This window comes from Cobetia sp. MC34 (assembly GCF_018340035.1).
Taxonomy (GTDB): Bacteria; Pseudomonadota; Gammaproteobacteria; order Pseudomonadales; family Halomonadaceae; genus Cobetia; species Cobetia amphilecti.
In genome coordinates, this window is the sequence record NZ_JADPPY010000008.1 from 54,270 (window position 1) to 70,080 (window position 15,811).

General features: G+C 63.4%; 10 protein-coding genes. 9 read left to right on the forward strand and 1 reads right to left on the reverse strand.

Going from position 1 to position 15,811, the window contains the following annotated elements; genetic code table 11:
• Positions 1 to 78: 78 nt before the first annotated feature.
• From acs to IZU87_RS06435, 3 genes are all read left to right on the forward strand, one after another.
• On the forward strand, positions 79 to 2,025 hold the full coding sequence (acs, locus tag IZU87_RS06425) for an acetate--CoA ligase (protein ID WP_213114037.1): 1,947 nt from the start codon (positions 79 to 81) through the stop codon (positions 2,023 to 2,025).
• 268 nt (positions 2,026 to 2,293) lie between these two features.
• Positions 2,294 to 3,247, forward strand: a complete 954-nt coding sequence (locus tag IZU87_RS06430) for a DMT family transporter (RefSeq protein WP_249330468.1) — start codon at positions 2,294 to 2,296, stop codon at positions 3,245 to 3,247.
• Positions 3,248 to 3,475: 228 nt separating this feature from the next.
• On the forward strand, positions 3,476 to 4,138 hold the full coding sequence (locus IZU87_RS06435; protein WP_043333788.1) for a response regulator: 663 nt from the start codon (positions 3,476 to 3,478) through the stop codon (positions 4,136 to 4,138).
• A gap of 162 nt (positions 4,139 to 4,300) precedes the next feature.
• Here IZU87_RS06435 and IZU87_RS06440 read toward each other — a convergent pair whose 3' ends face one another.
• A complete protein-coding gene (locus IZU87_RS06440) occupies positions 4,301 to 8,299 on the reverse strand; it encodes a hybrid sensor histidine kinase/response regulator (protein WP_153636534.1) in 3,999 nt (1,332 codons plus the stop codon).
• A gap of 553 nt (positions 8,300 to 8,852) precedes the next feature.
• Between IZU87_RS06440 and IZU87_RS06445 the strand changes: the two genes are divergently transcribed.
• The 6 genes from IZU87_RS06445 (at position 8,853) to ttcA (ending at position 15,760) form a co-directional block, all read left to right on the forward strand.
• Complete coding sequence (locus tag IZU87_RS06445; RefSeq protein WP_043333789.1) at positions 8,853 to 9,110, forward strand: DUF4212 domain-containing protein; 258 nt, start codon at positions 8,853 to 8,855, stop codon at positions 9,108 to 9,110.
• Between the two features lie 90 nt (positions 9,111 to 9,200).
• Positions 9,201 to 11,003, forward strand: coding sequence for a sodium:solute symporter family protein (locus IZU87_RS06450; protein ID WP_054556853.1), 1,803 nt, complete (start codon positions 9,201 to 9,203; stop codon positions 11,001 to 11,003).
• Between the two features lie 152 nt (positions 11,004 to 11,155).
• The gene (locus IZU87_RS06455; protein WP_249330469.1) at positions 11,156 to 13,126 is read left to right on the forward strand and encodes a DUF294 nucleotidyltransferase-like domain-containing protein; all 1,971 of its coding nucleotides are present in this window, start codon (positions 11,156 to 11,158) and stop codon (positions 13,124 to 13,126) included.
• A gap of 28 nt (positions 13,127 to 13,154) precedes the next feature.
• The gene (locus IZU87_RS06460) at positions 13,155 to 13,799 is read left to right on the forward strand and encodes a 3'-5' exonuclease (protein WP_131432712.1); all 645 of its coding nucleotides are present in this window, start codon (positions 13,155 to 13,157) and stop codon (positions 13,797 to 13,799) included.
• Positions 13,800 to 14,344: 545 nt separating this feature from the next.
• On the forward strand, positions 14,345 to 14,566 hold the full coding sequence (locus tag IZU87_RS06465) for a hypothetical protein (RefSeq protein ID WP_043333792.1): 222 nt from the start codon (positions 14,345 to 14,347) through the stop codon (positions 14,564 to 14,566).
• Between the two features lie 228 nt (positions 14,567 to 14,794).
• Positions 14,795 to 15,760, forward strand: coding sequence for a tRNA 2-thiocytidine(32) synthetase TtcA (gene ttcA / locus IZU87_RS06470; RefSeq protein WP_082388814.1), 966 nt, complete (start codon positions 14,795 to 14,797; stop codon positions 15,758 to 15,760).
• The last annotated feature ends 51 nt before the right edge of the window (positions 15,761 to 15,811 follow it).

Below are 15,811 nucleotides of genomic sequence, written 5' to 3' on the forward strand. Positions count from 1 at the left end.
TTGCCTCGGCTCGCCTGCGCTTCACGCATGCCGCGTGGGACAGCGAGTCGCCAGCCAATCCGTCAGAGGTCACGCCACATGAGCGAACATGCCAAGGTTCATCCGGTCACTCCCGATGTCGCCGCCCACGCCTGGGCAGACCGCGAGCGCTATCAGGCCATGTATCAGCAGTCCGTCGAGGCGCCGGAGACATTCTGGGCCGAGCAGGCCCAGTCACTGGACTGGTTCGATGCGCCCTCGGTGATCCGCAATACCAACTTCGGCCCCGGTGATGTCGATGTGCGCTGGTTCGAGGACGGCAAGCTCAACGTGGCGCACAACTGCCTCGATCGCCACCTCGCCGAGCGTGGCGATCAGGTCGCCATCATCTGGGAAGGGGACGACCCGAACGAGTCCCAGTCGATCACCTATCGCGAGCTGCACGCGCGTGTCAGCCAGTTTGCCAATGGCCTCAAGGAGTTGGGCGTCAAGCGGGGCGATGTGGTCACGCTGTACATGCCGATGATTCCCGAAGCCGCGATGGCGATGCTGGCCTGTACGCGCATCGGTGCCGTGCACTCGGTGGTGTTCGGCGGCTTCTCGCCGGACGCGCTGGCGGGGCGTATCGTCGATTCCAGCTCGCGCATCGTGATCACCGCCGATGAGTCACTGCGGGGTGGCAAGCGTGTGCCGCTCAAGGAGAACGTCGATGAGGCGCTGGAGCGTGATGGCACCGACTGTGTCGACCACGTGCTGGTGGTGCGGCGTACCGGCGGTGAGGTGAACTGGGGCAGCCGCGATGCCTGGTTCCATGAGCTGGTGGACCGTCAGTCCAGCGACTGCCCGGCCGAGGCGATGGGCGCGGAAGACCCGCTGTTCATCCTCTACACCTCCGGTTCCACCGGCACGCCCAAGGGCCTGAAGCACACCACGGGCGGTTATCTGCTCTATGCCGCGATGACCCATCGCTACGTGTTCGATTATCACGATGGCGATATCTACTGGTGTACGGCGGATGTCGGCTGGGTGACGGGCCACAGCTACATCATCTACGGCCCGCTGGCCAATGGCGCGACCACGCTGATGTTCGAGGGTGTGCCCAGCTATCCGACCCACGGGCGCATCGGCGAGATCGTCGACAAGCACCAGGTCAACATTCTCTATACCGCCCCGACCGCCGTGCGTGCGCTGATGGCACACGGTGACAGCGTGATGGACTCAAGCTCGCGCACGAGCCTGCGGCTGCTCGGCTCGGTGGGCGAGCCGATCAACCCCGAGGCCTGGGAGTGGTTCCACCGCGTGATCGGCAATGGCAATTGCCCGCTGGTGGACACCTGGTGGCAGACCGAGACCGGCGGCATCATGATCGCGCCGCTGCCGGGCGCGACCGATCTCAAGCCGGGCTCCGCCACGCTGCCGTTCTTCGGTGTGCAGCCGGCGCTGGTCGACAACGAGGGCAATATCCTCGAGGGCGCGACCGAAGGCAACCTGGTGATTCTCGACAGCTGGCCGGGGCAGGCACGTTCGATCTGGGGCAATCACGAACGCTACGTGCAGACCTACTTCTCCACCTATGCGGGCATGTACTTCACCGGTGACGGCTGTCGTCGCGACGAGGATGGCTACTACTGGATCACCGGGCGCGTCGATGATGTGCTCAACGTCTCCGGGCACCGCATGGGCACCGCCGAGATCGAGTCCTCGCTGGTGGCGCATGAGGCGGTCGCCGAGGCCGCCGTGGTCGGCTATCCCCATGACATCAAGGGCCAGGGCATCTACATCTACGTGACGCTCAACGACGGCATCGAAGCCAGTGATGAGCTCAAGAAGACGCTGACCCAGTGGGTGCGCAAGGACATCGGCCCGATCGCCTCGCCGGATGTCATCCAGTGGGCGCCGGGACTGCCCAAGACGCGTTCCGGCAAGATCATGCGCCGTATCCTCAGGAAGATCGCCGCCAACGAGACCGACGGCCTCGGCGATACCTCGACCCTGGCGGACCCGTCAGTGGTGGATGACCTGATCGAGCAGCGCGCCAACCGCTGAACGCGTCGAGTGACGGTCATCGAGGTCTGACAAGACACGCAGCGACAGCGAAGCGCGGGAGCCTGGCTCCCGCGCTTTTTTGTGCGCCTGTCCGGGGACATCTGTCTGTTCGTATTCCTGGCCCGCGCTTTTGCGCTGTGCGAGACGTGAAAGGTTGGCCATCGAGGAGGCGCTGGCCTGATAATGACGCGCCAGCGCATGTGCCCGCGGAGTCCGTTCGCGCCTCGCTGCGCATTTCCCCAATCAATTCATGATCAAGGCCGCCCCCATGTCAGCAGGCAAGTCGGATGCATCCTGCCCCGCCTCTCAGTCAGACAGTTCTCCCGCCGCGTCGTCCACTGAGGGCGAGAATCGTCCTCGCGCGGTCATCCTGATGTGCCTGTCGGCGATCTCGTTCGCGCTGATGGGAGCGATGGTCAAGCTGAGCGGCGACCTGCCGCTGTTCGAGAAGGTCTTCGTGCGCAACCTGGTCAGTCTCGGCGTGGCGGTGGTGATGGTGCGCATGGCGGGCGCGCGACTGCTGGGTCATTGGCATCACCAGCCGATGCTGATGGCGCGGTCACTGATCGGGCTCGGCGGCGTGATGAGCTTCTTCTACGCCATCGATCATCTGCTGCTGGCAGATGCGACTATTCTGAATAAGCTATCGCCGTTCTTCGTCAGCCTGTTCGCCGGCCTCTTCCTGGCCGAGCGCCTTGGTGGCTGCCGGCTGGTCGGCATGCTGGTCGCCTTCTCTGGTGCGGCGCTGGTCATCAAGCCGCAACTGGCATTTGCCGAGGGCGGGGTGGAGGCATTGTTGCCCGCCATGGTCGGGCTGGGTTCGGCAATGCTGGCGGGGGCGGCCTATACGCTCATCCGTGCGATGAGAGGGCGCGAGGCCTCGGCGACCATCGTGCTGCATTTCTCGCTGGTCTCCAGTGTGGTGACATTGGTGCCGATGTTGATGAATCCGGTGATGCCGAGTGGCCCTCAGGCGCTGGCCTTGCTGGGCATCGGCATCTTTGCGGCCGGCGGTCAGATTCTGATGACCACCGCCTATCGCCTCGCACCGGCGGGGGAAGTGTCGATCTATTCCTATCTGACCATCGTGTTTTCGGCACTGGCGGGCTGGGCCATCTGGGGGGAGGTGCCGGATATCGCCAGTCTGATCGGCTTCGTGCTGATTGCCGGTGTCGCATTGATCGGCTGGCATGCCAGTCGCGTTGCGGGTAGGGTTGTCTGACTCACCATCCCCAGGATGCTGTCAGAATCAGCGCACGGATTGTTCGCTCGCCGGGCATCAATCCGTGCGATACTCGTGTTCCCCGAGCGAAACATCAGTACATCTTCCGATGGTGGGCTGCTTTGTTAAACGCACGTTTTATGGGGTAACATGCCAGAAAATAACGGCGATTGTTGACCGGCCAGGAAGGTCGGTGATGATCACCATCGGGGTTTTGGAGGAGACTCAATGGCCTTTGCCCAGAAGTTCATCGTTGCAGACGATCACCCGCTCTTTCGTGCCGCACTGACCCAGGCGCTTAGACAAGTCGCCTCTCAGGCGGAGATCGTCGAGGCTGACAGCATGGAAGCGACCAACGAAGTCGTTGCCCGCCATCCCGATGCCGACCTGATCCTGTTGGACCTGCACATGCCGGGAGCCCACGGCTTCTCCGGTCTGATCCAGTTGCGTGGCCAGACACCGGACATCCCGGTGGCGGTCGTGTCCGGTAGCGAGGAGCCCTACGTGGTGCGCCGCGCCATCGATTATGGGGCCTCCGGCTTCATTCCCAAGTCCGCCAGCCTCGACGTCATCGCCGAAGCCATCGGCGAGATCCTCGAAGGTGAGGTCTGGCTGCCGACGGATATCGCCGAGGCCATGGGCGAGTCTTCCGAGGATGAATCGCGCTTCGCCGAGGCGATCGCGTCACTGACGCCGCAGCAGTTCCGCGTGCTCAACATGCTGACGGAAGGTCTGCTCAACAAGCAGATCGCCTATGAGCTGAATGTGTCCGAGGCCACCATCAAGGCCCACGTGACCGCCATTCTGCGCAAGCTGGGCGTGCATTCGCGCACCCAGGCCGTCATCGCGGCCCAGCGTCTGGAAGTCGAGCCGCCGAAAGTCCGCTCCTGATCCTGCGTCAGCGCTTGAGCTGAGGCTCTCCTCGAGAGTCTTGCCCTCAAGCCACAAAAAGCCCGCCCTGTCGCTGACAGGGCGGGCTTTTTGCGTCATGGATGAAAGAGCTAGAGGGCTAAAGAGCTAGAGGACGAAAGAGCGACAGGCCAGCCCGCCTGATCAGGGGGCTGGGTCATCCGTCGCGGCGTCGGGGGCATCACTCGCGCCACTGGTGTGCTTCTCGGCGCGGTTGGCCTGCAGGGTGCGCGTCAGCAGCGCACGCAGCGCAGCGGGTCGCACCGGCTTGAGCAGCAGGTGATAGCCCGCACGGCGCACTTCCTCGGCGACCTCATCGGTGCGGTCGGCGGTGATCACGATGCCCGGCACCGAGCCCGCCAGACGTTCATCCAGCGCATCCAGCGCCATCAGGCCAGTCACCTCGTTGTCGAGGTGGTAGTCGGCGAGGATGGCATCCGGATCACCATCCAGGTTGCGGATCACCGACTTGGCGCCGCCGATCGAGGTCGCCGTGAACACCTCGCAACCCCAGCCGGACAGCATCGCCTTCATGCCCTCGAGAATCAGGCTCTCGTTGTCGATGCACAGGACGCGAGTGCCGGTCAGCTTGTTGCCGGCGCGCTTGCGAGCCGGGACGGCATCCGGCAGCTCGGCCGCCGGCAGCTCCTTGCTGATCGGCACGCTGACGGCGAAGACGGTGCCGATGCCGACCCAACTGCGCACCGTGATCGGGTGGTCGAGCACCCGGCTCATGCGTTCGGCGATCGACAGTCCCAGGCCGAGACCCTTCTCGCTTTCCTTGTGACGCTCGGTCTGATCGAGACGCCGGAATTCCTGGAATATCTCGGTCAGCTTCGACTCGGGAATGCCGGGGCCGGTGTCCCAGACCTCGATGCGAATGCGATCGCCCAGACGGCGGCAGCCCAGCAGGACATGGCCCTGGCGGGTATAGCGCACCGCGTTGGAGAGGAAGTTCTGCACGATGCGTCTGAGCATCTGGCCGTCGGAATCCACCGCCAGCTGCGTCATCACCACTTTCAGGTCCAGCCCGCGGTCTTCCGCCATCACCTCGAACTCGGCCTTGAGCGGCTTGAGGATGTCGGAGAGACGGAACACGCTGCGGCGTGGCGCCAGTGCCCCGGCATCCAGCTTGGAGATGTCGAGCAGGGTGCTGAGCAGTTCCTCGGCGGCCTGCAGCGAGTTGTCGATGTGATTGGTGGTGGTCTTCATCTCGCCTTCGACCTGCTGGGCGAGGGCAGAGGTGAACAGACGCGCCGCATTCAGTGGCTGCAGCAGGTCGTGGCTGGCCGCGGCCAGGAAGCGAGTCTTGGAGGCGTTGGCATCCTCGGCCAGCTGCTTGGCCTGACGCAGTGCCTGCTCGGCCTCGGCGCGCACGCGGTTCTCGGTGCGCAGGGCCTCGTTGACCTGTGACAGCTCCTGGGTACGCACGCGCACGCGCTCCTCCAGGTTCTCGTTGGTCTCCTTGAGGGCGATCTCCGCCAGGCGTCGCTCGGTGATGTCCTGATAGAGCGCGAAGAAGCCGAGGATGTTGCCCTTGGTGCTGAAGTGCGGCGTATAGGTGACCAGCATGTAGCGCACACCGCCTTCCGGGGCTTCCAGCGAGATCTCGAAGGAGACCCGCTCACCGGACAGCGCGCGCGTCATCCACGGCGCGCGTTGGCGATAGATGTCTTCCGGCATCGCTTCTTCGGCGGGCTCGCCGATCACGGCGGTACGGTCGATGCCCATCACCGCTTCATAGGCACGGTTGGTGAAGAGGTAGCGACACTCCTTGTCGAAGTAGGCGATCAGCGCCGGCACGTTGTCGGTGTAGATGCGGATGTTGTTTTCCGAGCGGATCAACGCCTCTTCGGTGCGCTTCTGCTGGGTGATGTCCTGGTAGGTGTAGACGAAGCCGCCACCGGGCATCGGATTGCCCTGGATCTCCATCACGCTGTCATCCTGGCGATAGCGCACGTAGCGGTGCGGCTCGCCGTTGCGGATGGCATCCAGCAATTGATCGACGTGCTCTTCGGGGTCGCCCGGGCCGTATTCGCCGTTGTGGGCGTTGTAGCGGAAGATGCGATCGATGGGCGCGCCGACCCGGATCAGGTTGTCAGGGAAGCGGAACATGTCCAGGTAGCGCTGGTTCCACACCACCAGGCGCATGTGCTGGTCGACCACGCTGATGCCCTGGTGGATGTTCTCGATGGTCGCCTGCAGCAGGGCGCGGTTGAATTCGAGCACCTGCGAGGCTTCATCGACGATGGAGATGACATCCGAGATGCCGATGCCGCGACCCTGCAGCGCCGAGTTGACGACGATGCGTGCCGAGGAGGCGCCGAGTACCGAGGCCAGGAAGCGTTCGGTGAACTGGATCAGGTCGATGGAGGCGCGTGCATGCAGCTCCAGCGGCTGGCCGCTGCGGCGTGCGTAGTCCTCGAAGGCGCGCTCGACCTGCTCGTGGCTCAGGAAGCGTTCGCACAGGACGCGCAGGTCCGAGACGGAGGTGGAGCCGGTCCAGGGGCGCGAGACGCTGGTCTGGCGGGTCTCGACACTGTCGACGAACAGTGAGGCCTGGATGCGCTCGACCACGCGCTGCGGCGTCATCTGCGAGACGAAGATGTAGCAGAACAGGTTCAGGCCGAGCGACAGCATCACGCCGTGGGTCAGCGGGTCATTGAAGCGGAAGCCGAACAGGCCATGCGGCGACAGCCAGTCGATGCCCAGCGGCCCTTGGTTGACGATCTCGGCCGGCATCAGACCCGCCTGTGCCAGTGCCGGCACGAGCAGGGTCCAGGCCCAGACCGCGAAGCCGACATTCAGGCCGACGATGACGCCGAGGCGGTTGCCACGCTTCCAGTAGAGGCCACCCATCAGCGAGGGCGCGAACTGGGCGACGGCGGCAAACGACAGCAAGCCGATGGCCGAGAGGGTGCTGTATTCGGCGATCAGCAGATAGAAGCCGTAGGCCAGCGCCAGGATCATCACGATGGTCAGACGGCGCGCCAGCAACACGATATGGCTGTAGTCGCGCGCCTCGGTATCGAACCAGCGCAGGCGGAACAACAGCGGAATCACGATCTCGTTGGAGATCATGATCGAGACCGCGACGGCGGCGACGATCACCATGCCGGTGGCGGCGGAGAAGCCGCCGATGAAGGTCAGCAGGGTCAGCCAGGTCTGGTCCGCCGCCATCGGCAGCGCCAGCACGAAGCTGTCCGGTGACACCGAACCGTCGGGGAACATGGTCAGGCCGGCGGCGGCGATCGGCAGCACGAAGAAGGAGATGGCGACCAGATAGATCGGGAACATCCAGCGCGCACGCCGGGCGTCATCGTGGTGGGTATTCTCGACCACCGCGACGTGGAACTGACGCGGCAGGCAGAAGATCGCCAGCATCGCCAGCAGCGTCTGGGCCCAGAAGCCGGTGCCGAAGGTCTGGGTCTCCAGCTGCTGTTGCAGCTCCAGATAGGTATCGGCCTTGGTGAACAGGTCGCCCAGGCCATTGAACATGCCCCAGGTGACATAGACGCCCAGGGTCAGGAAGGCGACCAGCTTGACCAGCGATTCGAAGGCGATCGCCTGCAACAGGCCGACATGGTGCTCGGTGGCGTCGGTATGGCGGGTGCCGAACAGGATGGCGAACAGTGCCATGATTGCCGCGACATAGAAGGCGGTATCGCCCAGCCAGGCGGTTCGCGTGACATCGCTGGTGTCGGTGAGTACCTGATAGGCACTCGAGACGGCCTTCAGCTGCAGGGCGATGTAGGGCAGGGTGCCGACCAGGGCCACCAGCGAGGCGAACACCGCCAGCGACTGCGTCTTGCCGTAGCGCGAGGCGATGAAGTCGGCGATCGAGGTGATGTTCTGGCGCTTGGCGACCCGAATCATCTTGAGCAGGATCGGCCAGAACAGCAGACAGGCCAGAATCGGCCCGATGAAGATGCTCAGATAACTCCAGCCGCTGGTCGCGGCCTGCCCGACGCTACCGTAGAAGGTCCAGCTGGTGCAGTAGACCGCAAGCCCCAGACTGTAGACCGCTGGGCGCCGATTCGGCGACCCGTGTTTCTTGGCGTTGCGATCCCCCCGCCATGCAATCGTGAACAGCACCGCGATATATGCGAGTGCCACTGCGATCAGCCACCAACCCTGGAACATGTCGCTCTCCTCTCTGGAAGCGCCATTCTACGCAGCCCCGCCACGAGTCCCAAGCATTGTGCATGACAGACTCGGCGTCTTGAGAGTCGTGGGGAAGAGGCTGTGTCATCCATTGCCATGCAGACGCCTCGCTGGCTGCCCTCAAGAAGCGGTAAATGGCGTCTGCACAACGGGCCTATTTGCTGGCATCGGCCAATGTCATGCGCGCAATACGCCGAAGCTTTCGCCGATCATTCTTCGCCCATTTGGCCAATAGACCAAGGGATTGCATCTTTAGGATATGAATCAACTTGTTGATTTAAAAGGAATTGCATCGTTCTCAACTTTGCTCCATCAGGGGTGACTGACATTCTCGACTAAAGTCAGCCTGCAACGTTGCAGGGCCTTGTCTACTGTCAGATTCGAGTCGCCAAGTTTCCTGTCATGCCTTGAAAGGCGCAGGAAATACCCATCAACCGCCGAGAAAGGATCATCCGCTGACGGGTGGTCATCGATCTCTGGATCGCCAATCACTCCACTTCGCCAATCACAATAACAATGCGAGAACACCATCATGAAGGAAGCGAATGCCAAGGCGTATTGGTCCGCCAATATCAAACTGATCATGGGCTATCTCGTGGTCTGGTTCGTGGTGTCCTATGGATGCGGGATATTGCTGGTGGACGTGCTGAACAACATCCAGTTCTTCGGTTTCAAGCTGGGCTTCTGGTTTGCGCAACAGGGAGCGATCTACTTCTTCCTTGCGCTGATCATTCTGTATGCCCGTTCGATGAACAAGCTCGATGAGCGCTTCGATGTTCACGAGCAATGAGTCAGTGACACGCCGGGCACAGGCCGCTCGTCGTGACGCGCCGTTGTGTGAATAAGAACAATATGATCGACATCGCCAAGGACACTGCCAATGGATGTTCAACTGCTGACCTATCTGTTCGTGGGCGCGTCATTTGCGCTCTATATCGGGATCGCGGTGTGGTCGCGCGCCGGTTCCACCAAGGAATTCTATGTCGCCGGGGGTGGCGTTCACCCCATCGCCAACGGGGCAGCGACCGCCGCTGACTGGATGTCGGCGGCCTCGTTCATCTCGATGGCGGGCATCATCGCCTATGTCGGCTATGACGCCTCCGTCTACCTGATGGGCTGGACCGGCGGCTACGTCCTGCTGGCCATGCTGCTGGCGCCGTACCTGCGCAAGTTCGGCAAGTTCACGGTGCCGGACTTCGTCGGTGACCGTTACTACTCCAGCGTCGCGCGCACCGTGGCGGTGGTCTGCGTCATCTTCATTTCCTTCACCTATGTCGCCGGCCAGATGCGCGGTACCGGCATCGTCTTCGCGCGCTTCCTCGAGGTGGACGTGAACGTCGGCGTGGTGATCGGCATGGCGATCGTCTTCTTCTATGCGGTACTCGGCGGCATGAAGGGCATCACCTATACCCAGGTGGCCCAGTACTGTGTGCTGATCTTCGCCTTCCTGGTGCCGGCGGTGTTCCTGTCGATCATGATGACGGGCCACGTGCTGCCGCAGACCGGTTTCGGCGGCACCCTGGTCGATGCCCAGGGCAATGACACCGGCGTCTATCTGCTGCACAAGCTCGATCAGGTGGTGACCGATCTCGGCTTCCGCGAGTACACCGAGGGTTCCAAGTCCACCATCGATGTCTTCTTCATCACCGCCGCGCTGATGTGCGGTACTGCGGGCCTGCCCCACGTCATCGTGCGCTTCTTCACGGTGCCGACGGTCAAGGATGCGCGTATCTCCGCCGGTTGGGCGCTGTTCTTCATCGCACTGCTCTACACCACTGCGCCGGCCGTGGGTGCCTTCGCGCGGGTGAATCTGGTCGAGACCGTCAACGAGACGGCCTATGAGGAGCTGCCGGGCTGGTTCTACAACTGGGAGAACACCGGGCTGATCGGCTGGGTCGACAAGAATGGCGACGGCATCATCCAGATGCGTGGCGGTGATCCCTTCGCGGGCAAGCCGAGCTACGAAGGCAGCGCCGACAGCCAGGCGGCCCGCGGTGAGTACGGTCAGCGTCTGGTGAGCAACACGCCCACCGACAACGAGAGCGAGGTCTACATCGACCGTGACATCATCGTGCTGGCCAACCCGGAGATCGGCAACCTGCCGGCATGGGTCATCGCACTGGTGGCGGCGGGTGGGGTGGCGGCAGCACTCTCGACGGCGGCCGGTCTGTTGCTGGTCATCTCGTCGGCCATCTCGCATGACCTGCTCAAGAAGACCTTCAAACCAGATATCAGCGAGAAGCAGGAGCTGATGGCGGCACGCATGGCGGCGGCCGTGGCCATCGTGATCGCCGGTTACTTCGGCATCAATCCGCCAGGCTTCGTGGCGCAGGTGGTGGCCTTTGCCTTCGGGCTTGCGGCATCGAGCTTTTTCCCGGTCATCCTGCTGGGGATCTTCTCCAAGCGCATGAACAAGGAAGGTGCCATCGCGGGCATGCTGGTCGGCCTGGTCTTCACCTTCAGCTACATCGTCTACTTCAAGTTCATCTCGCCGGAACTCAACAGCGCCGAGAACTGGTTGCTGGGTGTGTCGCCGGAGGGGATCGGCTCGCTGGGCATGGTGCTCAACTTCGTCGTCGCGGTCATCGTCTGCAAGATGACCCCGCCGCCGCCCGAGCACATCCAGCATATCGTCGAGGACATTCGTGTTCCGCGCGGGGCCGGAACAGCAGTGGATCACTGATTCAGGCAGCAGGGCCTGTTCGCGCAGCACGCAGCATCGGCGCGAACAGGCCCCCGTTTCCCGAAGCCCCGTCTTGCACCCGCAGGCGGGGCCTCGTGGTTTGAGGGCTCGTGCATCGATCAGCGGTGCACGCGCAGAGGGGAGTCGCTGTCATGCAAGCGTCACTGGTGGATATCGCGTTCGAGGAGCCGCCGTTCAGTCTGCTGGATGAGCGTCTTCGGCAACGGTTGGCCGAAGGGGTGGACCTTCACTATTTCGAGGCACTGGCGCAGCCGCTGGTGCCGGGGGCCGTCGGTGAGGCGGTCTACATCATTCACAAGGGCGAGGTGGCGGAACTGGCCGCTGATTCGGCACTGCCGGATGCCGCCACGCTCGACAAGGCGCAGCGCGAGGGGCTTGATGCCTGGGTCAGCCTGCGCATCGGTCATTACACCGCGGGGGACCTGTTCGGGGCGCTGACGCTGCTCAATGGCCATTGCCGCACCCGCTTCGTCTGCGAGCAGGAGACGCTGTGCTACCAGCTGCCCGCAGAGCTGTTCTTCTCGCTGTGCGACGAGTGTCCTGCCTTCGGTGAGTACTTCCAGCACAGCCTGAGTGACAAGGCGCGGCTGCTGGCGGCGCAGCGTGACACCCGTCAGGGCGCGAGTCGCGACCAGGCGGGCTTCATGCTGGCGCGGGTGATGGACTGCATGCGTCCGCCGCTCAAGCTGGCGGCCAGCGCCAGTATCGAGCAGGGCGTCAAGGCCATGCAGACGGCGGGGGCGGACAGTCTGATCATCTCTGTCGAGGGCCGTCAGGGCGTGGTGACACGCACGGACCTGCTCAATGCGCTGGTGATCCAGGGCTTGGCTGCCAACCATCCGCTCGCCTCGCTGGGCAGCTTTGCGCTGGTGGCGGTCACGGCGGAGGAATATCTGTTCCAGGCGCTGGTGCAGATGACCCGCCACCGGGTCGCGCGGGTCGTGGTCAAGGAGCGCCTGACGCCTGACGCGGCGGTCGTCGGGGTCATCGAGCTGACCGACGTGCTGGGGTTCTTCTCCAATCGCAGTCAGCTGGTGAGTCTCGAGATCGAGCGCGCCTCTGACATGGCGGCGCTTGAGCAGGCCAGTGCGCGTCTGCCGGAAATGGTCAGGGCGCTGGCGATGCAGGGAGTCCACATGCGCCATGCCATGGCGCTGTTGAGTGCGCTCAACGGGCGCCTGATCGAGCGCACCTTCGCCATGCTGGTGGCGGAGGAACACCGGGCCTCGAGTTGCCTGATGCTGATGGGCAGCGAAGGGCGCGGCGAACAGATCCTCAAGACCGATCAGGACAATGGGCTGATCATCGCCGATGGCCACCAGTGGCCCGAAAACGAGGACACCCTGCAGCGCTTCAGTGACGCCCTGGCGGGTCTCGGCTATCCACCATGCCCGGGCAACATCATGGTCTCCAATCCGGAGTGGGTCGCCACCGAGTCGCGCTGGCGCGGCAAGATCGCGCGCTGGTGCGCCGGACGCGATGGCGAGGCGCTGATGAATCTGGCCATCGTCTTCGATGCGCGCGCCAGCGGCGGCAATGAAGCGCTGGTCGACAGCTTGCGCGGCCACCTGGTGAGTCATGCCACGCGCGATGAGCTGCTGCTGTCGCATTTCGCGCGCCCGGCGCTGCATTTCTCGACCCCGCTGACGCTGTTCGGCTCCTTGCGCTCGCCGCGACACGGCATCGATATCAAGAAGGGCGGCATCTTCCCCATCGTGCATGGCGTTCGCACCATGGCGCTGGAACGCGGAGTGATGGCCACCGGCACCTTCGCGCGGCTTGAGGCGCTGGTCAGTGATGGGCGTATCGAGGCCAGCGACAGCGCCGATCTTGCCGAGGCACTGTCGCTGTTTGCCGAGTTGCGTCTGCGCCAGCAGCTGCGCCATCTGGAAGAGGACGAACATGGCGCTGCCGTCGGCGGGGCCAGCGACTCGCGAAAGGATGGCCAGGACAAGACCACGGCGGCGCGGGAGGCGGGGAGTCGCAACCTGATCATCACCCAGTCGTTGTCCTCGTTGGAGCGTGATCTATTGCGCGATGCCCTGAGTCGGGTCAAGGACTTCAAGCAGCGGCTGTCACATCGTTATCACCTGGAATACTGAACCGGCCTCAGGGCCGAGGGGAGGTGGCATGTTCGAACAACTGAGACGCGCCAGTGATCGTCGTCGTCATGCGCAGGGCGAGTTTGCCGAGCTCTTTCGTCCCTGGCATGCCGCCGAGCGGGGCGGGGAGCGTGTGGCGCTGGACTGCGAGACCACCAGTCTCGATGTCGGCCACGCCGAGCTGGTCTCGCTGGCGGCGGTGCGTTTCGATGCGCGCCATATCCATACCTCCAGCGCTCTGTCGCTCTATCTGCAATGCCCGCAAGGGCTGCAGGGCGACTCGATCCGCATCCACCGCCTGCGCGGTATCGATCTGCATGGGGGAGAAGCGCTGGGGGATGCGCTGCGACAACTGCTGGAGTTCATCGGCAATCGTCCGCTGGTGGGCTGGTGCATCGACTTCGATGTCGCGGTGATCAACCGTCACCTGCGGCCACGCTTCGGCTTTGATCTGCCCAACCAGCGTCATGATCTGGCGCGCGATTACGCCCGGCGCTGCAAGCATGAGCAGCCGGATGCCGCCCCGGACCTGCGTTTCGAGGCGATGGCAGATGCCCTGGGCGTGCCGGTGATCGGTCGCCACAGCGCGCTGGGGGACGCCGTGACCAGTGCGCTGATGGCGCAGCGCCTGATGCAGGCACCGCTGTCGCCCTCGCTGGCCAGCCAGGCCTGAGCGGGGCTTATGTCAGGAACTTATGGCAGGTGCTCTGGCAGGGGCTTATGTCAGGGGCTCTGGCAGGTGCGTGGGTAGGCGCTGGATGAGTGTCAGGCCCGGTATCAGACGTCTCATCAGCTGACATCATCCTCAAGGCTATTATTCCAAGGTCTGTTGCCGGAATGTCCAATGGCCCGGCTCACTGCCTTTGTCCACACTGGCACCCATACGACACGCCCACTGCGGCGAGAGGTCGACTCTGATTACACGCCAGTGCACTACCGGCCAGCAGGATGGCCAAGCCATGCAGGATGCAATACCGAGCAGCTTTGATAACCATAATGAAGCGGCGACAGCGAGCAAAGGCCATGCGTGATACGGACCTGCTGTCAGCCAGCCTCTGTCAGGCCTGAGGACGGAATCATTCTCTTCAGGATCGTCATCACTGCGCCAGGTGATGACTGTCGGGCCCCGAGCATCTGCTCGGGGCCCGGCTTCAGATAAGGCATCCGCCCGCGATTGCCTTCCTTATGACTCAGGGGTACTTGCCCACGAGGTGCGACATGCTGATCGCGACCAATACGCTGTTGATTCTTGGCCTGGCCATCGTGCTGTTTGCCTACGGCCTCTATATTCGCCGGACACAGGACATGCGCGGTGTGCTGATGTTCTGGTCACGCAAGCTTGCGCTCACTGCGCTTGAATTCAGACTGCAACGCTTCGGTATCCTCGTGATGCTGGGCGGGGTGGTGATCCGCTATCTGGAAGTGCTGCGCCTGTTCTAGCCTGCGCCTTTTCTAGCTTGCAGGAAGCCCGCGCAAGCGCCGCTGTTCCCCACGGCGCATGCCACACGCCAACGCCCGCTGACAGCGGGCGTTGGCGTATCTTGCGTCGGCGTCACGCCACCTGGCCCGACACTGGCAGGCGCCCCCGCCTGAAGCACGCTGCCTCTGTGACCGTCTACTGGCCAATGCTAGACTGTGCGCCCTTCCAAACTGCCAGCCTGATGCCCCATGTTCACACCCGATAGCGAGCTTTCGTCCAGCCCCACTGATGCGGCCACTGCCAAGCGCGAACTGAACAAGTTGCAGAAGCGCCTGCGGCGCAATGTCGGTACCGCCATCACCGATTACGGCATGATCCGTGATGGTGACAAGGTGATGGTGTGCCTGTCCGGGGGCAAGGATTCCTACACCATGCTGGATATCCTGATGAACCTGCAGCGCAATGCGCCGGTGCAGTTCACGCTGGTGGCAGTGAATCTCGACCAGAAGCAGCCCGGCTTTCCGGAGCATGTGCTGCCGGCATGGCTCGAGTCGGTCGGCGTCGAGTACCACATCCTCGAGCGTGATACCTATTCCATCGTCAAGGAGAAGGTGCCGGAGGGCAAGACGACCTGCGGGCTGTGCTCGCGCCTGCGTCGCGGCTCGCTGTATGGCTTCGCCGCCGAGATCGGCGCGACCAAGATCGCCCTCGGCCACCACCGCGACGACATCCTCGAGACGCTGTTCCTGAACATGTTCTTCGGTGGCAAGCTCAAGACGATGCCGCCCAAGCTGCTCTCCGATGACCAGCGCCATATCGTGATTCGCCCGCTGGCCTACTGCCGTGAGTCCGATATCGAGGCCTATTCCAACGCCCGCGAGTTTCCGATCATTCCCTGCAACCTGTGCGGTTCACAGGAGAATCTGCAGCGTCAGGTGGTCAAGGAGATGCTGCAGGACTGGGAGAAGAAGCATCCGGGGCGGCTGGAAACCATGTTCCATGCCGTCACCTCGGTGGCGCCGTCACATCTGGCAGACCGTGACCTGTTCGATTTCGCCGGCCTGGATGAGCAGCGTGACCGCTTCCAGGCCTCGCGCATCGATGCGTTGGACATGAGTTCCGAGCAGGCCGGCATGGCCGATGACCTGTTCGAGGCCGAGCGCCGCGTCAAGCCGCTGGCCGACTCGGCGGCCTCGCTGGGGCATGAGCTGTAAGCCACGCGCCCCTGGCCATTCTCAGACATCATGAACGCCACCTCGCTTGCG

Coding starts and splice junctions, on each gene's coding strand:
- IZU87_RS06430 (WP_249330468.1), top strand. CDS start 2,294: ATGTCAGCAGGCAAGTCGGATGCATCCTGCCCCGCCTCTCAGTCAGAC.
- IZU87_RS06445 (WP_043333789.1), top strand. CDS start 8,853: ATGAAGGAAGCGAATGCCAAGGCGTATTGGTCCGCCAATATCAAACTG.
- acs (WP_213114037.1), top strand. CDS start 79: ATGAGCGAACATGCCAAGGTTCATCCGGTCACTCCCGATGTCGCCGCC.
- IZU87_RS06440 (WP_153636534.1), bottom strand. CDS start 8,299: ATGTTCCAGGGTTGGTGGCTGATCGCAGTGGCACTCGCATATATCGCG.
- IZU87_RS06465 (WP_043333792.1), top strand. CDS start 14,345: ATGCTGATCGCGACCAATACGCTGTTGATTCTTGGCCTGGCCATCGTG.
- IZU87_RS06455 (WP_249330469.1), top strand. CDS start 11,156: ATGCAAGCGTCACTGGTGGATATCGCGTTCGAGGAGCCGCCGTTCAGT.
- IZU87_RS06435 (WP_043333788.1), top strand. CDS start 3,476: ATGGCCTTTGCCCAGAAGTTCATCGTTGCAGACGATCACCCGCTCTTT.
- ttcA (WP_082388814.1), top strand. CDS start 14,795: ATGTTCACACCCGATAGCGAGCTTTCGTCCAGCCCCACTGATGCGGCC.
- IZU87_RS06450 (WP_054556853.1), top strand. CDS start 9,201: ATGGATGTTCAACTGCTGACCTATCTGTTCGTGGGCGCGTCATTTGCG.
- IZU87_RS06460 (WP_131432712.1), top strand. CDS start 13,155: ATGTTCGAACAACTGAGACGCGCCAGTGATCGTCGTCGTCATGCGCAG.